This is a genomic window from Sphaerisporangium flaviroseum (assembly GCF_039537005.1).
Lineage (GTDB): Bacteria > Actinomycetota > Actinomycetes > Streptosporangiales > Streptosporangiaceae > Sphaerisporangium > Sphaerisporangium flaviroseum.
Map to the genome: position 1 here is coordinate 182,256 of NZ_BAAAZR010000002.1, position 22,548 is coordinate 204,803.

21 protein-coding genes are annotated in these 22,548 nt (G+C 70.6%); 7 read left to right on the forward strand and 14 right to left on the reverse strand.

Going from position 1 to position 22,548, the window contains the following annotated elements; genetic code table 11:
* Positions 1 to 20 precede the first annotated feature (20 nt).
* Positions 21 to 1,448, forward strand: coding sequence for a WS/DGAT/MGAT family O-acyltransferase (locus ABD810_RS07100; protein ID WP_344935835.1), 1,428 nt, complete (start codon positions 21 to 23; stop codon positions 1,446 to 1,448).
* Here the strand turns inward: ABD810_RS07100 and ABD810_RS07105 are convergent.
* The 3 genes from ABD810_RS07105 to ABD810_RS07115 form a co-directional block, all read right to left on the reverse strand.
* On the reverse strand, positions 1,441 to 1,863 hold the full coding sequence (locus tag ABD810_RS07105) for a pyridoxamine 5'-phosphate oxidase family protein (RefSeq protein WP_344935838.1): 423 nt from the start codon (positions 1,861 to 1,863) through the stop codon (positions 1,441 to 1,443). The genes ABD810_RS07100 and ABD810_RS07105 overlap by 8 nt on opposite strands.
* Before the next feature lie 123 nt (positions 1,864 to 1,986).
* Positions 1,987 to 2,892, reverse strand: coding sequence for an ROK family protein (locus ABD810_RS07110; RefSeq protein WP_344935840.1), 906 nt, complete (start codon positions 2,890 to 2,892; stop codon positions 1,987 to 1,989).
* Between the two features lie 37 nt (positions 2,893 to 2,929).
* Positions 2,930 to 4,141 (reverse strand): ROK family transcriptional regulator, encoded by a 1,212-nt coding sequence (locus tag ABD810_RS07115; RefSeq protein ID WP_344935843.1) that lies wholly within the window; start codon positions 4,139 to 4,141, stop codon positions 2,930 to 2,932.
* A 192-nt stretch (positions 4,142 to 4,333) separates the two neighbouring features.
* Between ABD810_RS07115 and ABD810_RS07120 the strand changes: the two genes are divergently transcribed.
* From ABD810_RS07120 to ABD810_RS07145, 6 genes are all read left to right on the forward strand, one after another.
* On the forward strand, positions 4,334 to 5,704 hold the full coding sequence (locus tag ABD810_RS07120) for an extracellular solute-binding protein (protein WP_344935846.1): 1,371 nt from the start codon (positions 4,334 to 4,336) through the stop codon (positions 5,702 to 5,704).
* Positions 5,701 to 6,630 carry a carbohydrate ABC transporter permease gene (locus ABD810_RS07125; protein ID WP_344935848.1) on the forward strand — a complete coding sequence of 310 codons (930 nt, stop codon included), beginning with the start codon at positions 5,701 to 5,703 and terminating at the stop codon, positions 6,628 to 6,630. The genes ABD810_RS07120 and ABD810_RS07125 overlap by 4 nt, the downstream gene beginning before the upstream one ends.
* Positions 6,630 to 7,451 (forward strand): carbohydrate ABC transporter permease, encoded by an 822-nt coding sequence (locus ABD810_RS07130; RefSeq protein ID WP_344935851.1) that lies wholly within the window; start codon positions 6,630 to 6,632, stop codon positions 7,449 to 7,451. Before ABD810_RS07125 ends, ABD810_RS07130 begins: the two co-directional genes overlap by 1 nt.
* Before the next feature lie 3 nt (positions 7,452 to 7,454).
* A complete protein-coding gene (locus ABD810_RS07135) occupies positions 7,455 to 11,663 on the forward strand; it encodes a glycoside hydrolase family 38 N-terminal domain-containing protein (protein WP_344935854.1) in 4,209 nt (1,402 codons plus the stop codon).
* On the forward strand, positions 11,660 to 12,484 hold the full coding sequence (locus tag ABD810_RS07140) for a peptidyl-prolyl cis-trans isomerase (RefSeq protein ID WP_344935856.1): 825 nt from the start codon (positions 11,660 to 11,662) through the stop codon (positions 12,482 to 12,484). Before ABD810_RS07135 ends, ABD810_RS07140 begins: the two co-directional genes overlap by 4 nt.
* 216 nt (positions 12,485 to 12,700) lie before the next feature.
* The gene (locus tag ABD810_RS07145) at positions 12,701 to 14,227 is read left to right on the forward strand and encodes a gamma-glutamyltransferase family protein (protein ID WP_344935859.1); all 1,527 of its coding nucleotides are present in this window, start codon (positions 12,701 to 12,703) and stop codon (positions 14,225 to 14,227) included.
* Between the two features lie 682 nt (positions 14,228 to 14,909).
* Here the strand turns inward: ABD810_RS07145 and ABD810_RS07150 are convergent.
* From ABD810_RS07150 to ABD810_RS07200, 11 genes are all read right to left on the reverse strand, one after another.
* Positions 14,910 to 15,395, reverse strand: coding sequence for an ATP-binding protein (locus ABD810_RS07150; RefSeq protein WP_344935862.1), 486 nt, complete (start codon positions 15,393 to 15,395; stop codon positions 14,910 to 14,912).
* A gap of 97 nt (positions 15,396 to 15,492) precedes the next feature.
* A complete protein-coding gene (locus ABD810_RS07155) occupies positions 15,493 to 16,662 on the reverse strand; it encodes a helix-turn-helix domain-containing protein (protein WP_344935865.1) in 1,170 nt (389 codons plus the stop codon).
* Between the two features lie 542 nt (positions 16,663 to 17,204).
* Entirely contained in the window at positions 17,205 to 18,200 is a 996-nt protein-coding gene (locus ABD810_RS07160; RefSeq protein ID WP_344935867.1) for an aldo/keto reductase, read from the reverse strand.
* A gap of 121 nt (positions 18,201 to 18,321) precedes the next feature.
* Entirely contained in the window at positions 18,322 to 18,972 is a 651-nt protein-coding gene (locus tag ABD810_RS07165) for a sulfotransferase family protein (protein WP_344935869.1), read from the reverse strand.
* 198 nt (positions 18,973 to 19,170) lie between these two features.
* Complete coding sequence (locus tag ABD810_RS07170) at positions 19,171 to 19,629, reverse strand: DUF4383 domain-containing protein (RefSeq protein ID WP_344935872.1); 459 nt, start codon at positions 19,627 to 19,629, stop codon at positions 19,171 to 19,173.
* A gap of 129 nt (positions 19,630 to 19,758) precedes the next feature.
* Positions 19,759 to 20,340 carry an alkaline shock response membrane anchor protein AmaP gene (locus tag ABD810_RS07175; protein WP_344935874.1) on the reverse strand — a complete coding sequence of 194 codons (582 nt, stop codon included), beginning with the start codon at positions 20,338 to 20,340 and terminating at the stop codon, positions 19,759 to 19,761.
* Between the two features lie 4 nt (positions 20,341 to 20,344).
* On the reverse strand, positions 20,345 to 20,962 hold the full coding sequence (locus ABD810_RS07180) for a DUF6286 domain-containing protein (RefSeq protein ID WP_344935876.1): 618 nt from the start codon (positions 20,960 to 20,962) through the stop codon (positions 20,345 to 20,347).
* A complete protein-coding gene (locus ABD810_RS07185; protein WP_344935879.1) occupies positions 20,959 to 21,396 on the reverse strand; it encodes an Asp23/Gls24 family envelope stress response protein in 438 nt (145 codons plus the stop codon). The genes ABD810_RS07180 and ABD810_RS07185 overlap by 4 nt, the downstream gene beginning before the upstream one ends.
* Positions 21,393 to 21,587: a hypothetical protein gene (locus tag ABD810_RS07190; protein WP_344935881.1), complete on the reverse strand. Its 195-nt coding sequence runs from the start codon at positions 21,585 to 21,587 to the stop codon at positions 21,393 to 21,395. The genes ABD810_RS07185 and ABD810_RS07190 overlap by 4 nt, the downstream gene beginning before the upstream one ends.
* A 33-nt stretch (positions 21,588 to 21,620) precedes the next feature.
* Positions 21,621 to 22,037, reverse strand: a complete 417-nt coding sequence (locus tag ABD810_RS07195; RefSeq protein ID WP_344935883.1) for an Asp23/Gls24 family envelope stress response protein — start codon at positions 22,035 to 22,037, stop codon at positions 21,621 to 21,623.
* Positions 22,034 to 22,492 carry an Asp23/Gls24 family envelope stress response protein gene (locus tag ABD810_RS07200; RefSeq protein WP_344935885.1) on the reverse strand — a complete coding sequence of 153 codons (459 nt, stop codon included), beginning with the start codon at positions 22,490 to 22,492 and terminating at the stop codon, positions 22,034 to 22,036. The genes ABD810_RS07195 and ABD810_RS07200 overlap by 4 nt, the downstream gene beginning before the upstream one ends.
* Positions 22,493 to 22,548 lie beyond the last annotated feature (56 nt).

Sequence of the window (22,548 nt, forward strand, 5' to 3'; positions counted from 1 at the left end):
TCGGATCGAGGAGGTGGACCTTGCGTCAGCTGAGCGCGCTGGACGCGCAGTTCCTCAACTTCGAGACCGAGACCAACGTCGCCAACGTCGCCGGCCTGTCGATCCTCGAGGGTGAGGTCGGCCGGGACGACATCGTCCGCCTGGTCGGGGAGCGGGCCGCGCTGATCGCGCCGCTGCGGCAGAGGATCGTCTCGGTCCCGTTCGGCCTCGACCATCCCTACTGGGTCCAGGACGACACGCTCGATCTCGACTACCACGTGCGTGAGCTCGCCCTTCCGGCCCCCGGGAGCGACCGGCAGCTCTCCGCCCAGGTGGCCCGGCTGCACTCGCGGCGGCTGGACCGGCGCCACCCGCTGTGGGAGATGTACCTGATCCACGGGGTGAAGGGCGGCCGTACCGCGCTGTACACCAAGCTGCACCACGCCGCGATCGACGGCATAGGCGGAGCGGACGTGCTGGCCGCGTTCATGGACGTGGAGCCCCGGCCGAAGCGCCGGGTCCCCCAGCGGCCGGTGGAGCCGGACTTCGCCCCGGAGACCGCGGAGATGCTGGTCAGGACCGCCGCGCGGCTGGTGGCCAACCCCGCCCACCTGCTCAGGTTCCTCGCCGGGGCCATGCCCTACCTCGACGAGATCCCCGTCATCTCCCGGCTTCCCGGCGCGGTTCCGGTGTCGCGGGCCACCCGCTGGCTGGCCCGCCAGGTGGGGCTCGGGCCGGAGATCCCCGAGCTGCCGAAGCTGTCGGTGCCCCGCACCCCATTGAACGGCCCGGTGTCCGCGCACCGCCGCTTCGCGTTCGTCGATCTTTCGCTGGACGAGGTGAAACAGGTCAAGAACGCCTTCGGCGTCACCGTCAACGACGTCGTGATGACGCTGGCGGCGACGGCGGTACGGCGCTGGCTGATCGCGCACGACGCCCTCCCCGCCGAGCCGCTCGTGGCGGGGATCCCCTTCTCGCTGCGCGACGCGGGGATGGACGGGCCGGGCAACCAGGTCACCCTCATGATCACTTCACTGGACACGCAGGTCGCCGACCCGCGCGAGCGGCTGGACGCCGTGCACCAGGCGATGCGGCGGATCAAGGACCGCTTCAACCTGGCCCCGGCCCCCTGGCTGCGGCACCTGAGCGAGAGCATGCCCGCCGCGCTCACCGGGCTGGCCGACCGGGCCGCCTTCGGCCTCGTCGCGCAGACCTCGCCGCCGATCAACATGATCATCTCCAACATCCCCGGCCCGCAGATCCCGCTGTACGTGTGCGGCAGGCGGCTGCTCGCGCAGTACCCCGTCTCGGTCGTCACCGACGCGAGCGGAGGGCTCAACATCACGGCCTTCTCCTACAACGGGCGGATCGCGGTGGGGCTCCTCGCCTGCCGCGACATGGTGCCCGACCTCCACCGCCTCACCGGCTATCTCCGCGAGGCGCTGGAGGAGCTCAAGGCGCTCATCTGAGGAGGGTCTCGGCGTGGATCCGGCGTCCGGAGATCTCCTGGGGGCACATGACGATGAACTGCTCCCGGGCGCCGGGCGCCCACGGGGTCAGAGGGAGCAGGGACAGCCGTTCGATCTCCGCCAGATCCTGGACGGCTCGGGCGTGCCCCACCATGGTGACCGACCAGCCCGTGCTCATCCGCGCGTCGAACTCGTCCGCCTCGAACGCGACCACCGCGTTCCTGGCGGCGAAGGCGAGCCTGGAACCGGCGGTGGTCCGGATCACGACGTCCTCGCCGTCGAGGACGAAGCCGACGGGCTGGACCGCCGGGAGCGCCCGGTCGGTGAACACGATGCGCCCGACCGGGACCGAGGCCAGCAACGCGAGGCATTCGGCGCGTGACAGCACCTGCAGCCCAGCCGAATCCAGTGTCATGGGTCCAGATTGCCCGACGCCGGTGGCACCGATCAGGGCCGAAGGTCCCCTCATTGGCGGCGATCGGCCCGTCGATCCGCCATCCCACGGCCCCGCCGGGCCGTCGAGCGGATCAGCGGAAGATCACTTGAGCAGGGCCATGCGGGCCGCGCCGACCAGGCCCCCGTTCCCGCCCAGGGCGGCGGGCGTGACACGCAGGCGCCGCACGAAGTCCAGTCGCGCCCGGTCGGCGACGGCCCGGCGCAGCGGCGCGAACAGCACCTCGCCCGCGCCGGCCACCCCGCCGCCGATCACCGCCTGGTCGAGGTCGCAGATGGCGGCCACCGAGAGGATCGCGTCGGCGAGCGCGCCGGCCGCCCGCTCGAAGGCGGCCACGGCGACCGCCTCACCGCCGTGGGCCGCGCGGGCCAGCTCGCGCGCGTCCGGGCCGGCCCATCCCCGGGCCCTGGCCCAGCGGACCATCGAGGGGCCGCTGGCGATGGTCTCCACGCATCCGGCGCCGCCGCAGGGACAGGGTTCGCCGCCGGGATCCACCACGATGTGCCCGATGTGGCCGGCGTTGCCGGTCGGCCCGGTGAAGGGCACGCCGCCGAGGATGAGCCCGCCGCCGATGCCGGTGGAGACCACGATGCCGAGCATGGACGCCGCACCCCGCCCGGCGCCGCGCCAGGACTCTCCCGCGGCCGCCGCCACGGCGTCTCCGACCAGATGGGCGGGCACGCCGGGGACGACCTCGGACGCCCGCGCGAGGATCGGGAACTCCCGCCAGGCGGGGATGTTGACCGGGCTGACCGTGCCCGCGAGGAGGTCGAGCGGCCCCGCCGACGCGACGCTGATCGCCAGGGGCGGGGCGTCACCGGCCACCTGGTGGATCAGGCCCGTCAGAGCGGCGCTCACCACGGCGGCCTGGCCGGGAGGCGCGGCCGGGGTGGGCGCCTCGACGCGGCGGAGCACCGTGCCGTCCGTGCCGATCATGGCAGCGGCCAGCTTCGTGCCTCCGATGTCGGCGGCGAGCACGTAAGGGATCATGAGCTCCTCGTCGCTCGGAATGGGGGGTAAGGCGTTATCAGGATGTCAGGAGGGCGCCGAGGCGAGGTGCGTAGGTGGCGTGGAACACCAGCGATGCCGCTCCGATGGCGGCGGCGTCCGCGGCGATGGGGGAGGTCTCGACCTGGACGCTGTGCAGGCGGCGGGCCAGGGGCCGGGTGGCCACGGCCTCGGCGACCACGCGGTGGTAGATGTCGGCGACCTTGTGCATCGCGGGCCCGCCGAGCACCAGCAGGTCGATGTCGAGCATGTTCACGATGCTGACGGCCGCGTCGGCGAGGCGGGCCGCGACCTCGCCGATGACCTCCCGGGCGAGCGGGTCGCCGGACGCGGCGGCGGCGCAGATCGCCGCGTGGTCGAGGCTTTCCGCGGCCAGCGTGCTGCGGGCCCCGCCGGCCAGCCGCGCCCGTACGGTCGCCTCGATGGCGCTCGGGCAGCAGACCGCCTCGACGCACCCGCGGTTGCCGCAGTAGCAGTCGGGCCCGTCGGGCACCACGGTGATGTGGCCGAACTCGCCGGCGTTCAGCGACCGGCCCCGGTAGATCTGGTTGTCCAGGAAGAGGCCGCCGCCGATGCCGGTGCCGAGGTACAGGTAGGCGAAGCTCGGCGTGGCACGGGCCAGCCCGGCCCACCGCTCGCCGATGGCCGCCGCCGCGGCGTCGTTGTCGAAGGTCACCGGGAAGCCGGTGTGCTCCTCCAGCAGGCGCTTGATCGGCACGTGGTCCCACCCGGTGAGGCGGGGCGGGAAGTTCATGACGCCGTCGGCGTCGAGAGGGCCGGGGCAGGCCAGGCCGATGCCGAGGACCTTGCCGTCGGGGACGCCCGCCTCGCCCAGCATCCGCCGGGCGGTGGCGGCCATCTCGCGGATGACGGTGTCGGGGGCGAGGCCGGGGCGCACGTCGGTGTGCAGTTTGGTGACCGGCTGTCCGGCGAGGTCGGCCAGGACGTAGGAGATCTCGCCCGGGTCGAAGTGGATGCCGACGGCGTACCCGGCGGCGGGGTCGACCCGCAGGATGGTGCGCGGCTTGCCCCCGCTGGAGGGGAGCGATCCGTCCTCGATGACCAGGCCCTCCTCCAGGAGCTTGCGCACGATGACGGAGACGGTCTGGGCGGTGAGCCCGGCGCGCTTGGCGATCTGCACGCGGCTGATGCCGTCGGACACCTGGATCGCCTCAAGGACGACGGCACGGTTGTAGCTGCCTACTTTCGGCAGGTTTGTGCCCATCTGCATGCATAACTCCCTGCATCCTTGAGGTCTTCCGGCAATATCGCACAACCCGTTGACTTAGTAAATCAAAAAGACTTAAGTTCTCGTCACCCAAGGAAACACGGTCGAAACACGGTCGGACGGCTACTCCAGCGCGGGGTTCGGGGCCCCGGGGCTGCGCTATGTGGCCGGCGGCATGACCGGAGAAGGAGTCCGATGAGACGAGCGATGGTGGCCTCGATGCTGGCGGTCGCGGTTGCCGCCACGGCCGGGGCATGCGGCGGTGACACGGCGGAGAAGAGCGTCGGCGGGGCCAAGGAGATCGAGGTCCTCTACAAGATGGAGCCCACCTGGCCGTACATGGACAAGGTGCTCAAGCAGGCCAAGGCGGAGTACGAGGCCGCGCACAAGGGCGTGACGATCAAGCTCACGCCGGTCCAGGGCAACAACGAGGTCTACTACACCAAGCTGGCCCTGCTCAACCGCTCGGCCGACTCCGCTCCCGACGTGTACCTCCACGACACGTTCCAGGTCAACGCCGACGTCGCCGCCGGCAAGCTCGCCCCGCTCGACGACTATCTCAGCTCGTGGGCCGACTGGAGCACGCAGTACGCCGACTCGGTGAAACAGGCCGCCAAGGGCCCGGACGGCAAGATCTACGGCGTTCCGATCAGCACCGACACCCGAGGCCTCTGGTACAACAAGGACGTCTTCGCCAAGGCCGGCATCTCGGTGCCGTGGGAGCCCAAGACCTGGGCCGACGTGCTGACCGCCGCGCGGGCCATCAAGGAGAAGGCCCCCGGCGTCATCCCCTTCAGCATGTACTCCACCAAGCCGCACGGCGAGGCCGCCACCATGCAGGGCTTCGAGATGCTCCTGTACGGCACCCCCGGCGGCACCCTCTACGACGACACGCAGAAGAAGTGGGTGGCCTCCAGCAAGGGCATCACCGACTCGCTCGGCTTCATCAACACGATCTACCGGGAGAACCTCGGCCCCAAGCAGTCCGACGCGTTCAACCCCAAGCTGGGGGAGAAGATCGGGCACGACTGGTTCCCCAGCGGCAAGCTCGGCATCGACCTCGACGGCGCCTGGCTCTCCTCGGCGTGGAAGCCGACCGGCACCAAGCCGTGGCCCGAGTGGACCACGAAGATGGGCTGGACCCCCATGCCCACCCAGAACGGCGAGGCCCCGGGCGCGGTCAGCATGTCCGGCGGCTGGGTCATGGCGATGAGCTCCTACGCCAAGGACAAGAAGGAGGGCTTCGACTTCATCAGCGTGGTGACCAACAAGAAGAACACGTTGACGTACTCGGTCGGGTCGGGCGACCTCGCCCCCCGCAAGGACGTGGCCGCCGATCCCAGCTACAGCGCCGACAACCCGGCGGTGAAGTTCTGGACCGACCTCGCCTCCGTCACCCACTACCGCCCGGCGTACGAGGTCTACCCCAAGGTCTCCGCCGAGGTGCAGAAGGTCATGGAGGCCATGACGACCGGCTCCAAGAGCCCCGACGCGGCGGCGAAGGAGTACGCGGACGCGCTGGCGGGCGTCGTGGGCGGCCCTGACAAGGTGACCTCAGGGTCATGACCGTCAGCACCGCGACACCGCCGCGGCTGGCCGGCTCCCCCCAGGAGGGGGAGCCGCGCCGGCGGGTCGGGACGACTCTGCGGTGGCTTCTGCCGCTCGGGCCCGCGCTGATCCTGCTCGTGATCTTCATGGCGGGGCCCATCCTGTGGAGCGTCTACATCGCCTTCACCAACGAGACGCTGACCGGCGCCGCGTCGGTGAACTCGCGGTTCATCGGCGTGGACAACTTCGTCAAGATGTTCGGCGACGAGGCCTTCCGCAACTCGTTCCTGCTGACCTTCATCTTCGTGATCGGCTCCGCGGTCATCGGGCAGAACACCCTCGGCCTCATCCTCGCGCTGCTCCAGCGCGGGCGGGCCAGGGCGGTCAGAAGCGTGGTGAACGGTGTCGTGATCGCGGCCTGGGTGGTGCCCGAGGTCGTCGCGGCGGCGTGCTGGTACTCGTTCCTTTCCGAGGAGGGCACCCTCAACGGGCTGCTCGGCGGGCTCGGCCTCTCGCAGGACTGGCTGTTCACCGCGCCGATGCTCGCGATCATCCTGGCCAACGTCTGGCGCGGCACCGCGTTCTCCATGCTCGTCTACTCCGCCGCGCTGTCCGACGTGCCCGCCGACCTGCTTGAGGCCGCGTCGGTCGACGGAGCGAGCACCTGGCGCAGGCTGGTGCACATCACGCTGCCCCTGATCCGGCGCTCGATCCTGTCGAACCTCATGCTCATCACGCTGCAGACCCTGGCCAGCTTCGGCCTGATCTACGCGCTCACGGGCGGCGGTCCCGGCACCGCCAGCCAGACCACGCCGCTCTACATGTACGAGCAGGCGTTCCGCTACTTCGAGATCGGGTACGGAAGCGCGATGGCGCTGGTGATGCTCGTCATCGGCGCGGCGTTCTCCCTGGTGTACCTACGGCTGATCAAGGTGGACGCCTGATGACTCGCATGGCCGCCCGGACCGCGGCGCTCATCTCGCTCGGCCTGATCACGATCGCCTTCGTCGGGCCGTTCCTGTGGGTGGTCCTCGCCTCGCTGCAGCCCCACGCCAACCTGATCGCCAAGCCGACCTTCGAGTTCTCCCTGGAGAACTTCCGCACGGTGCTGACCTGGGAGACCGTCTACCAGCCGGTCATCAACTCGATCATCATCTCCGGCACCACCGCGGTCCTGACGGTGGTCGTCGCCGGGCTCGCCGCCTATCCGCTCTCGCGCTACAAGCTGCGCTTCAAGCGGCACTTCATGCTCACGCTGCTGTTCACCACGGGCCTGCCGGTCACGGCCATCATGGTGCCGGTCTACTCGATGTTCTTCCGGTTCAACCTGTACGGGTCGATCCCCGCGATGGTGCTGTTCCTGGCGGCCAGCGCGCTGCCGTTCGCCATCTGGATGATGAAGAACTTCATGGACGGCGTGCCGGTGAGCCTGGAGGAGGCGGCCTGGGTCGACGGCGCGGGCTGGGTGCAGTCGCTCCTGCGCGTCGTGATGCCGCTGATGGCGCCCGGTGTCGCGGTCGTGGCCATCTTCGTCTTCGTCGGCCAGTGGGGGAACTTCTTCGTCCCCTTCGTCCTGCTCGACACGCCCGAGAAGCAGCCGGCGGCCGTCACCATCTACACCTTCTTCTCCCAGTACGGCCAGGTCGCCTACGGTGAGCTGGCCGCCTTCTCGATCATCTACACAGCACCGGCCGTGGTCCTCTACGTCGCCGTGAACAAGTACCTCGCCGGATCGTTCAGCTTCGCCGGATCAGTGAAGGGTTGACCCTTGCGTATCACCAGCGTCGAATCCACCGAGCTCTTCGTCGAATCCGGGCAGGTCGTCCGGGTGCACGTCGAGGGGCCTCCGGGTGAGATCGAGGTCCGTGTCATCGGCTCCGGCGCCGCCGGCGTGAGCCGTACGGCACAGCGCCCGGTCGAGGTGGGTGTCACGTCGGACGCCGAGCCGGGAACGCGGATCCCCATCGAGGTGACGGTGTCGGGGGACGCCTCGGCGCAGGACCCCGCCGGAGACGCGGTCGCGACCGGGGAACTGGTGGTCGCCGAGTCCGGCTGGACGGTGTGGATGGTGCCGCACTTCCACTACGACCCGGTGTGGTGGAACACCCAGGCGGCCTACACCACGACCTGGGACGACGCCGGCGAGGTCGCGCAGGAGTTCCGCGGCGACCGGCAGAACGCCGGCTTCGACCTGATGCGCGAGCACCTTGAAACCGCTCGCCGCGACCCCGACTACAAGTTCGTGCTCGCCGAGGTCGACTACCTCAAGCCCTACTGGGACGCCCACCCGAGCGACCGCGAGCTGCTGCGGCGGCTGCTCGGCGAGGGCAGGGTCGAGCTGATGGGCGGCACGTACAACGAGCCCAACACCAACCTGACCTCGGCCGAGTCCACGATCCGCAACATCGTGTACGGGGTCGGCTTCCAGCGCGACATCGTGGGCGGCGACCCGGCGACCGCGTGGCAGCTCGACGTGTTCGGGCACGACCCGCAGTTCCCCGGCCTGATCGCCGAGGCGGGCCTGACCTCGAGCTCCTGGGCGCGGGGTCCCCACCACCAGTGGGGTCCGATGCTCACCGGCCGCGACCTGGAGCGCGACGGCTGGGGCGACCCCTCGACCATGCAGTTCCCCGCCGAGTTCGAGTGGCTGTCGCCGTCCGGCAAGGGCGTGTTGACGCACTACATGCCCGCCCACTACAGCGCGGGCTGGTGGATGGACAAGTCCGCCGACCTCGCCGCCGCCGAGGAGGCGGTGTACGAGCTGTTCGTCCAGCTCAAGAAGGTCGCGGCCACACGCAACCTGCTGCTGCCCGTCGGCACCGACTACACGCCGCCGAACAAGTGGGTCACCGAGATCCACCGCGACTGGAACGCCCGCTACGTCTCGCCCAAGTTCGTCTGCGCGCTGCCCAGGGAGTTCTTCGAGGCCGTGCGATCGTCGCTGCCCGCGCCCTCGCCGCAGACCCGGGACATGAACCCGGTGTACACCGGCAAGGACGTCTCGTTCATCGACACCAAGCAGGCCCAGCGGTCCGCCGAGTCGCTGGTCTCCGACGCGGAGAAGTTCGCCACGCTCGCCGCCACGGCCACCGGCGCCCGCTACCCGCACGCCGCGCTCGACAAGGCGTGGCGGCAGCTCGTGTACGGCGCGCACCACGACGCGATCACCGGCTCGGAGTCCGACCAGGTGTACCTCGACCTGATGACCGGGTGGCGCGAGGCCCACGACATCGGCGCGGGGGTGCTCAAGGCCTCGCTCGGCGCGCTGACGGCGCGGGTCGACACCCGTGGCGCCGGCACCGCCGTGGTGGTGTGGAACTCCTCGTCGTGGGAGCGCACCGACCTGGTCCGGGTGCGGCTCGCGCTGTCGCTGCCCGGCGCGAACGGCGTGCGCGTCACCGACCCCGACCGGGGCGAGCTTCCCGTGCTGCTGGAGAACCCCGAGTACGACGAGGCCGGCGGCCTGGCCGCCGTGGACGTGGTCGTGCTCGCCGCCGCCGTGCCCGCCCTCGGCTGCCGCACCCTGCGCGCCGAGCCGGTCACCCAGGCCGCGCCGCTCGGCTGGACCGCGCGCGACGGCCTGGCGATCGCCACCGCGACCCACCACATCGAGGTCGACCCTTCGCGTGGCGGCTGCGTGTCCAGGTTCCACGACGTCGTCCGCGACCGGGAACTGCTGCAGCCGGGCCGGGTGGGCAACGAGCTGGTCGTGTACGACGAGTACTCGGCGCACCCGGAGTTCCACGAAGGCCCCTGGCACCTGGTGCCCAAGGGAACCGTCACCGGCTCCGCCGAGCGGCCCGCCGCGTCGGTCACCGTCGAGACGTGCGCGCTCGGCGAGCGGGTCACGGTCACCGGAGAGGTCGGCCCGGCCACCTACACCCAGCGGATCACGCTGTGGCACGGCCTCGACCGCGTCGACTGCGTCACCCACATCGACGAGTTCGACGGTGCCGACCAGCTCATCCGGCTGCGCTGGCCCGCCCGTATCCCCGGCGCCCTGCCCGTCAGCGAGGTCGGTGACGCCGTGGTCGGCCGGGGATTCGGCCTCATCGACGTGGACTCCGGTGAGCACCCGTGGACCCTCGACAACCCGGCGGGCGGCTGGTTCGCCCTGTCCTCCACCGCGCGGGTCGCGCTGCGCGCCGAGGACGGCACGCCCATCGGCGACCGTGCCATCGGCATCGCCGAGATCATCGGCGGCGAGCCGCGTGACCTGGCGGTCGCGCTGGTCCGCAAGGGGGTGACCGCCACCTGCTCCAGCGCCCCGGGCCCGCGGTACGGCGACCTCGCCGTCGACTCCAACCTGCCCGACGTGCGGGTCGCGCTGGGCACGCCGGAGGAGAACCCCTTCGTCGCACAGGTGCTGGCTGCGGCCGAACCCGGCTACGCGCAGTTGCTGCGCGAGCGCCTCGCCTCGTCCGGGCGGGCCCGGGTCTGGGTCCCCGCGGCCGAGCCGCTGGAGAAGGTGTGGGTGCCGAGCGCCGATCTCACCGGGCCGCGTGCGCTTCCCGTGCTGATCGTCGCGGGCGAGGGCGCCGCCGAGGAGCTCGTCGCCGACCTCGACGACGCGGTCATCGAGGTGAGCCAGCCGTCCGAACTGGCCGCGCTGACCGAGCCGGCGCTGGACGACTACACCATCGGCATCGTCAACCGGGGCGTCCCCGGGTTCGCCGTCGACGCGGGCGGCGCGCTGCACCTGTCGCTGCTGCGCTCCTGCACCGGCTGGCCGTCCGGGGTGTGGATCGACCCGCCCCGCCGCACCGCCCCCGACGGGTCGAACTTCCAGCTCCAGCACTGGACCCACTCCTTCGAGTACTCCCTGGTCACCGGGGCGGGTGACTGGCGCGAGGCCCGGCTGGTCGACCACGGGCACGACGTCAACCACCCGCTGACCGCGGTCCCCGCGCCTGAGCACGAGGGGGAACTCGCGGCGACGACCTCGTTCCTGGCCGTGGAACCCGCGGGGAAGGTCGTGCTCGCCGCGCTGAAGGCCGGCGGCAACCCGCTCGCCTCCGGCAGGGAGGCCGGGGAGATCGGCGGCATCACCCTGCGGCTGTACGAGGCGACGGGACAGCCGGTCACCGCGCGCGTCGTCACCGGGCTGCCCCTCGGCGACGCCCACCGCACCGACCTGCTCGAACGTCCCCTCTCTGCCATCTCCACCGACGCCATCGAGCTGACCGGCATGGAGATCGCCACGCTCACCGCGGCGATCGCGCCGCCGCAAGGACGTCCCGGTGCGGCGCTGGGACCGGAGGCCGAGCCGTACCAGCCCGTCTACACGCGCTATTGGCTCAACAACACCGGACCGGCCCCCGCCGGCAACATGCCGGTGGCGGTGCACCTGTCGCGGACCGACGTCGCCGTCTCCGGACCCGTGAAGCTGGAGGTCACCATCGCCTCCGGGCTCACCGAAGGCGAGGTGTCCGGCGTCGTCACCTTCACGGCCCCCGACGGATGGACCTGCGAGCCCGCCGAGCGGCCGTACGCGCTGCCCCCCGGCGGCCACGCGTCCGTCCCGGTCAGGGTCGTCCCCGCGGACGGCGCCGAGCCCGGCGTGTACTGGCTGCGGGCGGGCACGTCCCACGGCGGGCAGGCGTACGAGGACGTGACCCGGCTGCACGTCGGCGGCGGCCAGGACACCCGCCTGGAGGTCGTGGTGGAGACGCCGCACGTGCGGCTGACCCCGGGGGACTCCGCGGCGGCGTCCGGCGCGGTCGAGGTGCTCCTGCGGTCCCCGGCGCGCACGGACGTCTCCGTGCAGGCGCAGCTGATCAGTCCCTGGCACACGTTCGAGCTGATCCCGGAGTGGAACACCGGGGTCGTCGTTCCCGCCAGGGGAGAGGCCCGGCTCCGCTTCGACGTCCAGGCGCCTCCCGGCACCCGTCCGGGCCACTGGTGGGCGGTCGTCAAGCTGGCCAGCGCCGGGCAACTCCACTACACCGAGGCCGTGCGGATCGAGGTCCTACGATGACCGCGCCCACCGCCACGGTCGCGGTGGCCGCCGAGGTGGGCGCGCGGGTCATCCCGGTCGCCCAGGTCGACGCCCGGGAGGCGGAACTGCGTGCCGGGCCTCTCGCCGCGCGGCTGCCCCACCCCCACGGCGCCGAGGGCAGGAACCTGCGCCGCTGGCTGGTCCAGGTGCTGGTGACAGAGGCGCTCGTAGAGCAGGAGGCCACGGCGCTCGGGCTCCTCGCGACGGACGGCGGGTCGCGGCCGGGTACGGAGGAGAGTGGACGGCCGCCGGGGTCCGCGGACGGCGGGTCGCGGTCCGGCGCGCTGACCCTGGCCGCAGCGCTCCGTACGGGAGGCGTCGTCGCGGCCGTGACGGCGTCCATGCCCCTGGCACGGGAGCTACGCCGCGCCGTCACGGCCGGGGTCGCCGTCCCGGAGGAGGAGGTCCGGGACTACTACGACCGCAACCTCGACCGGTTCACCCGTCCGGAGGCGCGTCACGTGAGCCGGGCCGGCGGGTCGTCGCTCGGCCCGGTGCGGCGGGGCGAGCTCACCGGCGACCTCGAAGCGGCGATCTTCTCCGCCACGGAGGGGGAGACGGTCGGGCCGGTGATGGGTCCGGGCGGGCCGTGGACCGTGCGGGTGGACCGGATCGAGCCGGGTGGCCTGCGACCGTACGAGTCGGTGCGCGATGAGATCGCGGCCGAGCTGACCGCGGTCGCGATCGAGCAGGCCTTCTCCGCCTGGCTGGACCGCCGGTACGCCGAGCAGGTGCGGCTGCGGCCGGGCTTCGAGCACCCGGCCGACCCGCACCACGCCGACGCCACCCACCACCACTGACCCTCGCACCGCGACTGGCAGCGCCACGCCTTCGAGGAGCTCACCGCGACGTGGGACCAGCGCGACCGGGACCGGTTCGCAGGGTACCTTCGGCGCCTCGCCGACGAACCGGGGGTCTGAGACCGGCGCCGGAGCACCGAAAGGCGGCGGATGACCGGTGTTTCCGGTGCGTCGTACAGTTTCGGCATGGAGCACACCAGATTTGCCAGGTTTGGCATGGTTTGCAGTGTCGATCACCTGGCCTCCACGGCGGGCCTCGCCATGCTGGACAGGGGCGGCTCGGCGGCGGACGCCGCCATCGCGGCGAACGCCGTGCTGGCCGTCACCGCCCCCCACGCCTGCGGCCTCGGAGGAGACCTGTTCGCCCTCGTCCACGAGGGCGCAGGCCCGCCGCGGGCGCTCAACGCCTCCGGGCGGTCCGGATCCGGGGCCGACCCTGACCGGCTACGTGCCGAGGGGCATGAGCGAATGCCGTTCCAGCGGGACATCCGGTCGGTGCCGGTCCCCGGCTGCGCCGACGGGTGGCTCGCCTTGCACGCGACGTACGGACGCCTGCCCCTGTCCGAGCTGTTCGCCCCTGCGGTCCGGTACGCCGATGAGGGCTTCCCTGCCTCCCCGCTGCTCGCCCCCGCCGCCTCGATGCTGCCCGGCGTGGCAGACCCGGTGGCCCCGGGCGACCTGATCCGGCGGCCCGGCGTCGCCCGTGTCCTCGACGCGCTGGCCACCGAAGGGCGCGATGGGTTCTACCTCGGTGAGTTCGGCAAGGGACTGATCGCCCTCGGCCGCGACGGCACGGTGGGCGGGCCGAGCGAGGGCGAGTACCACGAGGCCGACCTCGCGCGTGTGAGCGCCGACTGGATGGAACCGCTCCGCGCCCGCGCCTTCGGCCACGACGTGTGGACCATTCCGCCCAACTCCCAGGGTTACCTGCTGCTGCTCTCGCTGGCCATCGCCGACGGGCTCGACCTGCCCGAAGATCCGGCCGACCCGCTCTGGGCCCATCTGCTCACCGAGGCCGCGAGGACCGCCGGGCACGACCGTACCGACGTGCTGTTCGACGGCGCCTCGGTCGGCCATGTGCTCGCCTCGGCCGGCGAGCGGCGCGCGATGATCGACCCCTCGCGCCGCGCCCGGGTCAGGGACCTCACCTCGCCCGGCGACACGACGTACCTGTGCGCGGTGGACGCCGAGGGGATGGGGGTCTCCCTCATCCAGTCGAACGCGGCAGGGTTCGGCAGCATGCTCTTCGAACCGTCCACCGGGATCAACCTGCACAACCGGGGCCTCGGCTTCTCGCTGGTCCCCGGGCATCCCGCCGAGTACGGGCCAGGCCGCCGCCCGCCGCACACCCTTGCCCCCGCCCTGGTCACGCGGCCGGACGGGTCGCTGCGTACGGTGCTCGGGACCATGGGCGGGGACTCCCAGCCGCAGATCCTCCTGCAGGTGCTGGCGCGCCTGCTCGCCTCGGCGGAGTCGCCGGGGCAGGCGATCGGCGCGTCCCGGTGGCGGCTCGGTCCGGGTCTGACGGGGTTCGACGCCTGGGACGACCCGGACGAGGCGTCCCTGGACGTCGAGGAGGGGGCGCCGTGGGCCGACGGGCTGCGCCGGCGCGGGCACGTCGTCCAGGAACTGCCGTACGGCGGATCGTTCGGGCACGCCCAGTTGATCGACGTACGACCGGACGGCGTGCTCGCCGGCGCGGCCGATCCCCGCGCGCTCATATCCAGCGCCGCCGGCCGCTGACACGAGCTACGCGGCGTCGCCGCCCCGCACTTCGGAGTGAGCCCCGGCTCTTCCCGACCAGGGAAACGTGAAAGTCCCCGCCAAGGGAGCCCTTGGCGGGGACTTTCACGTTCGCGGACCGGTGTGCGGGTCGCCTCTCGGCGGAAAGCTCAACGCGGCTCCAGCCGAACGGTATTCCGCGAAGGCGATAGGTGAGGCCCGGGGACACCGGACACACCGGCCACAGGTTATGTAACCACTGGGGTGTACCGGTTGTTCCCCGGTGCCCCGATCAAATGGGTGACGGGTGGGGGATCTTCGCTGACGCCCAGGATGGGGACGATGGTGTGTTTCAGGGGCGGGCCCGTCCCTTGTTGAGTGGCCCTCCCGGCACCCGTTTGATCAAGGTGCCCGTGTGTTTCCCGCCAAGGTTGAGATCTCCTCTAGGCGGGGAGCGGTGACCCGGCGAGAGCGTGTCATGCAGGGTCCAGTTTTCCGAGCGCCAGGTCGTGCCATACCCCGGCATTCTGAGGGAAGGTGAGGCTGTGTGCCGTCTCCCTCAACCCGTCTTGGTCGAGATTCCAGCGGTCGATCAGGCGGTGTTCCGGTTCCTGCTCAAGGCCTTACGCAACGGTGCGGGCGGCATGCTTCGCCGTCCAGCGCGTGGCTGTTCACTCCGCTCTGGTAAGTCGTCAGGCGTGCGCTAGCGAGGCCGGAATGGAATGTCACCTCGCTGGTAACTCACCTGAAACCACACCGTCTGCCCGGCGCAGTCCGTATAGACACCCCAGCGGTCGGAGATGGCTTCCACGAGGAAGAGACCTCGTCCGCCTTCCGCGAACATGTCCGCGCACACCTGCGGAACGGAACCGCTTCCCTCGTCTACGACCTCACCGTGTATGAAGTCATAGCAGTCAGCGAGAGCGAGGGTGACTCTGCCGCCGTTCCGGGAATTGGAGTGGATCACAGCGTTTGTGACGAGCTCGGAAACAAGCAGGGTTACATTTTCCAGCGCTGGATGACCGGCACCGAGCTTTTGCCTGATGTACTCACGTGCTCGGGCTACAGATTCCGGAGAGCCGATCAGATCGGTAACACCTAACAGCGTTCCCTTGGTTTCCCGATCCGGGCTGGAGGTGGGATGTCCATCGCCCCCGTAATGCTCTTCTCTCGCATCCGGCATTCGCATGGGGGAACCGTATGACCGCGCAATACCATACGGCTAGATCGACTTTGTATCACTCTGTGGAGATCGGGAAGCGAAGTGACACATCCCGTGTCACTATTCAGTAGTCCAGCCGGACGAAATCTGCCAGGTCGCGCATATCACTGGTAAGGGTGCGTCTACCGGCAAAGATTCCCTTAAGGATGTCTTTCGCATAGCCCTGGTTGACGATCCACTCTGGAGAGTCCTGTCTGATCCGGCGCAGGACATCGAATGCCTCACCGTACTGACGTGACCGGCGATGGGCATCCGCCACATCGAGGAGATGACGATTGCGGTTGTTGGAGGTAGGAGCAAGGTCGTTGGTGGGGATGGCCTGTGACATGCGCAAGACGAGGTCCGGACGATCTTCCACCATGGCGTTCTCCGCCCGCTTCATCGCCACGGTGATCGGGCCGAAGGTGCGTAGAAAGTCGTCCCCCGGAGAGATATCACGGCTCATCGCAACGGCGGCCGTACGCGCGAGCCGAATGGCGTCCTCCGCCTCGCCAGGCCGGTTGTCCCGTACGGCAGCCGCCGACGACCGCAGGAGCAGCCACCCCCAGGCCGACAGGTCCCGAGGCGTCGCACGGGAGATGCGAGGTTCGACGTCGTCCGCCCACTTGATGGCCAACTGCCGCGCCTGCTCAAGCCGCCCTCGGCGCAGAAGCAGCCAGCACCGGGTACTGACGATCGCCGCCGCTTCGAGAAGGTCGTCCGCGTCGTCAAGACCGCGCAGTAAGGCCAGCTCCGCCGCTTCGAACTGCCGGGTCTGAGTAAGGAGCCAGCCCGTGAGGTGAAGCAGGCGAGACCGCACGAACCGCTGTGACCGATCGGTGCCCACTAGCGTGTCAGTGTCCGCCAGCAGCTTGGGCAGGGTCGTGGCCAACTCCGCGTACTTGTCGCCCCTCCACAGCGGCATCGAGGCGTCCAACGCCCTACGAATGCCATCCACGGTCGGCGGTTCGCCGGACTGATCGCCAAGACCGTGCAAAGCGCGACGGACCGCTCCCCAATGGTCAACCGTCTCCGCGTCCGCCTGATCGCCGACATGGTCGGTGATGATCGCGGTGGTGGGTACGCGGAGCGCTGCGGCTATTTTGCGGGCGGTCTCCAACCTCACATCTGAGCGGGACCCCTGCTCAAGCTTCCTGATGAGAGACGCGGACACCCCGGAGATCGAGGCAAGCTCCGCTTGGCTCATGCCGGCCCGCTTACGAAGGTTGACGACCCGCTCTCCTATCGTGGCCATGAATTCATGCTAGGCCGCAACGAGTATGACGAGCAGTCGATACGCGAGCCAGAACCGCCGTGGTGCCACCGGCCCCGCGAGCACCAGGATGTGTCATGGCCGGGCATTCTTGGAAGGTGATGATCTGGGTGGGAAGCACACGGGTGCCCCGATCAAATGGGTAACGGGTGGGGAATATCCTCCGATGCCCAAGGGGGCGGGACGATTATGTGTTCAGGGGTGGGCTCGTTCCTTCATTAATGGCCCTCCCGGCACCCGTTTGATCGGGGTGCCCGTGTGTTTCCCGCCAAGGTTGAGATCTCCTCTAGGCGGGGAGCGGTGACCCGGCGAGAGCGTGTCATGCAGGGTCCAGTTTTCCGAGCGCCAGGTCGTGCCATACCCCGGCATTCTGAGGGAAGGTGATGATCTGGGTGGGAAGCACACGGGTGCCCCCATCAAATGGGTAACGGGTGGGCGAAACATCCAACGCCACGGCAGAACTCGCACCCACAACTCAGCACCCACAACCCAGAACCCAGAACCCAGCACCCAGCACCCAGAACTCAGGCCTCGCTGTCGAGGTGGCGCATCATGGGGGCGGCGTATCTGCTGCCCGCCGCGGAGCCGGCCGGGACGGCCTGCTCGATGTCTCGCAGTTCCTCGGCGCTCAGCTCCAGGTCGGCGGCGGCCAGGGACTCCGCGAGGCGGTCGCGGCGGCGTGCACCCACCAGAGGCACGATGTCCTTGCCCTGAGCGGCGACCCAGGCGACGGCGACCTGGGCCGCGGTGGCGCCCCTGGCCTCGGCGATCCGGCGCAGCTGTTCCACCAGTGCGAGGTTGTGCCGCAGGTTCTCGCCCTGGAAGCGCGGGCTGGAGCTGCGGAAGTCGTGCGCGGGAAGCTCGCGCTCCTGGTTCCAGTGTCCGCTGAGCAGGCCCCTGGACAGCACGCCGTACGCGGTGACGCCGATGCCCAGTTCGCGCGCGGTGGGCAGGATGTCCCGCTCGATGTCGCGTGACAGCAGGGAGTACTCGATCTGCAGGTCCGAGATGGGGTGCACGGCGCTGGCACGCCGCAGCGTGGCCGCGCCGACCTCGGACAGGCCGATGTGACGGACGTGCCCGGCCTGGACGAGGTCGGCGATGGCGCCGACCGTGTCCTCGATGGATACGTCGGGGTCGAGGCGGGCGGGGCGGTAGATGTCGACGTAGTCGGTGCCGAGCCGGCGCAGGGTGTAGGCGAGGAAGTTCTTGACCGCGCGGGGGCGGCCGTCGTTGCCCGCCCAGCCGCCGTCCGGGTCGCGCAGGGCGCCGAACTTGACGCTGATGACGGCCTGTTCCCGTGGCTTACCGGCCAGCGCGTCACGCAGGAGCAGTTCGTTGTGTCCCATGCCGTAGAAGTCACCGGTGTCGAGCAGGGTGATGCCGGCGTCGAGCGCGGCGTGGACGGTGGCGATCGACTCGGCCTCATCCGCCGCCCCGTACAGGTCGGACATGCCCATCAGGCCGAGTCCCAGTGCCGAGACGGTGGGGCCGGTGCTTCCGAGCGTGCGGGTCCGCATGGCGTTGGTCCAATCGTGATCAGGGTCTTACTCGTTGCTAACACGTCTGGCACGCTGACCCCGCGATCGGCATCGGGCACGCCGCTCGGTCGTCCGTGAAGAGTGGCGTCGGGCGTGCCGCTCAGTCGTTCGGATTCGTGAGTACGGTGGCTCGGAACGACTTCTGGTCGTTGGAGTGCGGAAACGGGTCCTCTGGCACCTCGACGCCGAGGAAGGCGCAGAGCGGCTCCCAGCCTTGGCTCACCTGGAAGTCGAGCAGTCGCTCGGGCGCGACCGTCTCCCGGACCGCCTGGTTGTGCCGCTCGTAACAGGCGATCACATGGTCCCGGTCGTCGATGCGGCCGTCGAAGCACCGGCCGATCACCCCCAACCGGCCGAACTGGGCCAGTTGCTCGGCGGTCTCGAAGGAGCGGAACCGCTCGGCGGCCTCCGGGAACCGGCCGGACATGGCCGCGAAGACGGTGCTGGTCACCGACTCGTACCACGCGGCGGCGTCCCGGCTCGTCAGGATCACCTTGGCATCGGGATAGGCCTCGACCATCTCCCGCCAGAACGTCACGCCCGGCCAGTCGGTGGTGGAGACGTATCCGGTGAGCGGCCCGCGCCAGGCCTCGGGCACGCCGTTGGCCCCCGCGGCCCAGTCGTGGAGGTGCCGGGGATGGGCGAACACCTCGGTGAAGTGGTAACAGGGCCCGAACCCGAGCCGGCACAGTGCCTTCTTGAGCGTCATCGTCCCGGTGCGACCGAGGCCGACTCCGATGATCCGCAGCATGGCAACCCCCCAGCGCCACCCCATCAGAACCGGGCGCGCGGGGCAACGCGAATCGCCGTGATGTGCTCACATCACCGCAGGTCAGGACACTCTCCAGGCCACCGCCGCCCCTCCTCCCGCATGCCACGGCTCCGGCGATCGGGCCGCCGGAGCCGAGATGTGCCACGCCGCGAGCCGGGAAGGCCCGCGGGTTCCTTCCTAGACGGGGAAGGTCCTCCGCGACTGCGAGGTGCGGCGGGAGAGCAGGACGCCGAGGCCGACCATCACGATGCCGAGCAGCAGGTGCAGCCAGTTGTCCGCGTTGTTGAGCGGGACGAAGTTGGCCGGGCTGTCATGTCCCACCACCAGGCCGTATATCCACAGCAGGAGGTAGATGACACCACCCCAGATCAGGAAGTTGCGCGCTCCGTTCCAGCTGCGGGCCAGCGCGAGGCCGGCCAGGCCGAACAGCAGGTGGACGATGTTGTGCAGGACCGACACCTGGAAGAGGCCCAGCAGATGCGCGTTCGAGTTGTGGCCGGCGAACGCCATGGAGCCGTAGTTCGTGGTGACGCCGGGGATGAACCCGAGGATTCCCACCACGAGGAAGACGATCCCCATGATGAGCGCGGCCATCTGCAGTGGCGTTCGGGTCAGATCACGCGCGTGCGTGCCCATTGACGCCTCCTTCGTCTGATCGACGATCTGTCTTGTCTATCGGTGTTGCCGGGGTTGATCATTCCGAGCCCCGTTGTTTCCGCCCGCGTCGCGCGGGACGGCGAATGTCACGACCCTCCTCACCGAACATCAGTGGGTCCGGGTGGTGTGCATCTGGACGGTGGCCGGAAGGCGATCCGTTTCCAGGGACCGCCGCAGCCGGTCCACTGCTCGCTGGATCCCGTGCCTGGCGGCGGTCGGATCGGCCCGGTCGGGGAGGACGACCGCCAGCGCGAGATGGGGGGCGCTGGGGGCGCCGTCGAGGGTGGCGTGGACGCGCTCGCTCCGTGCCGCCCCCTCCTGGTGAACGCTGTCGGCGACGTCGTCCTCCAGCGCGGCCGCGGCGGCCCGGGAGGACAGGTGCGTGGCACCGTGGCCGGGGTCGGGCTCCAGGTTGACGTACCGAATCGTGCCGGTGCGCGCCTGATGGAGCAGCCAGCGCAGGGCCAGCAGCGTGACGAGCAGCGCGACGATGGCCAGCGCGGGCCAGAACCAGGAGTTGCGGGCCGTGTAGGCGGCGATCGCTTTGGAGACGACGGGAGAAGTGCGCGACCCGAGCAGACCGGAGGCCAGGCCCAGGCCACGTGCGAGCGCCGCGGCGCCCGCCACGAGCAGGATCAGGCCCACCAGCGCCAGGCCGATGCGGTTGACGACGGCGGTGCGATGGCTCACCGGCTCACTCCTCTCGCTCCCGTACGCTGACGTGCACGCGCATCGGCCTCAGCGGGCGCAGTTCCTCCAGGCGCGTCGTGACCGCCTGGGTGACCTGGCCGGGCAGCTCTCGTGCGTCGCGAAGCGGCGTGGCCGCCTTCACCTCGACGCGTCGTCGCCCGAGCCGTACCCGCGCCCGGGAGACCCCGTCCACGCCGGCCGCGACGGTGGCGAGGTGGCGGCGCAGCCCGGCACGGGTGATGCCGGTGATCGTCTGCGGATCCTCGGACGCCAGCGCGATCAGCCGGGGACGTCCCGGAGTCAGCGCCAGGACGAGGAGCAGCAGTCCGAGCAGGCACGCCACGGCGGCCGTGATGAGCGTCGCGGGATCGTCCCAGCGTGCCCGGCCGAGCGGGGCCAGCCACGTCAGCGGCGGCTGCTGGGCTCGCCCGCGCGTCGCCGCCGCCACCGCCGCGATGACGGTCGCCAGGCCGGCGGCGGCGAGGAGCACCGCCGTCACGGTCGCGGGCACCTTCCGGCTGGGGCGGAACGCGCGCGCCGCGGCCCGTCGCTGGGCCCGCTCGTCCACCTGCGGCGGCTCGGGGACGGGCTCAGGGCCGGGGTGGAGCTCCGGGGAGGTCACAGCACCCGCCTTTTCTGCTCGGCCGGGTGGATGAGCCGGGCGACATCGATGTCCACCTGCCTGGCGTCCAGACCGGTCAGCTCGTGCACACGGGTCCTGACGTGCTCCCGGACGTTGTGGACGACCTGCCGGATCGGCGCCGGGTAGGTCACCGACATCGTCACCCGCACGATCGCCAGGTGCCCGTCCACGTGGGCGCTCACCCGGGGAGCCCCCCCAGGCGTGCCGCGCCCGAGGGGCGCCCCGAGCAGCCGGGGCGCGCCCCCGCCGACCTGGTCCACCTCGGTGACCGCCCAGGTGGCGATCCGCTCCAGCACCCGGTTGGCGATGTCGGTGCGCCCGCGCGCCTCGACCGGCCCGGCGCCGCCGTGCGACTCCGGGACCGGTTCGGTGCCGTGCCCGCCCGGAGGGGGCATGGCCATCTCGGTGTTCACGTGCGTCTCCGGGTGCCGCCCAGGAGTCCGCTCATGTCGAGTTCGCCGGTCAGCGCCCGGCCGACCAGGAACCCGAGTACGCCGAGGACCAGCACGATGAGGAACGCGGTAAGGCCGCCGACCACTATGGCGAACCCGAGCGCGGTCCCGAACAGAAGGCCGACCGCCGGCCACCAGCGGGATTCATCCATTTCGCTCACCTTCCACTGTGGAGGGGCACTCCCTCACGGGGAAACCGGGGCATCGCCGGACCGCTCGGGGGAGACCTCGCCGCTCGCGGGCCGGGTGATGTCCTTCTTCGACGGGCCGGTGCCCGGTTCCGGCTTGGAAGGACCGGTGCCGGGGTCCGGCAAGGTGATGTCCTCGACCCGTATGTTGACGGTCAGGCCGGGCGCCAGCGCCTCGACCGCGGTGCGCACGTCCGCGGCGATCTCGCCGAGCGGCCGCCCGTAGCGGGCGACCAGTGCGACCTCGACCTCTTTCTCGCGTACGGCGACTCCGGCGACGCTGCGGCCGGCAAGGTAGGTGGCCACCGGCCCTCCCGCCAGTGCGGCGACGTCCGGGCAGCCCGCCACCGCCTCGGCGATGCGGTCCGCCAGCCGCCCCACCTCATGGGTCTCGCCGGTCCCGGCGGGGTTCATCGGACTCGGGTCTCCTGCGGCTCGGCTGCCTCGTCGCCGGGCAGGTGGAGGTCGTTCACCGTGATGTTGACCTCGGTGACCTCCAGGCCGCACATGTTCTCCACGGCGTTGATCACGTTGCGCCGGATGCCGGCCGCGAGATCGGGGATCGACACCCCGTACTCGACGATGACGTCGAGGTCGATCGCCGCTTGGCGCTCGCCCACCTCGACCGCGACCCCCTGGGTGACGCCGGCCCCTCCGATGAGGCGCTCCCGTACGGCGCCGAGGGCCCGGGACATCCCCGCTCCCATCGCGTACACCCCGGGTACCTCGCGGGCGGCCATTCCCGCGATCTTGGCTACCACGGTGTCGGCGATCGTCGTCCTGCCGCGCTCGCTCACGAGTTCCGCGCCCCGTTGCGACCCCGTGCGCGCGCTCCTGACCTCGGCCGCTTGGCCCGGTGTTTCGTTCATCTGTGTGCTCACCTCGTTGTCCTCCGTTCCAGCAGGACTGGCCTGCGTCGCCGAAT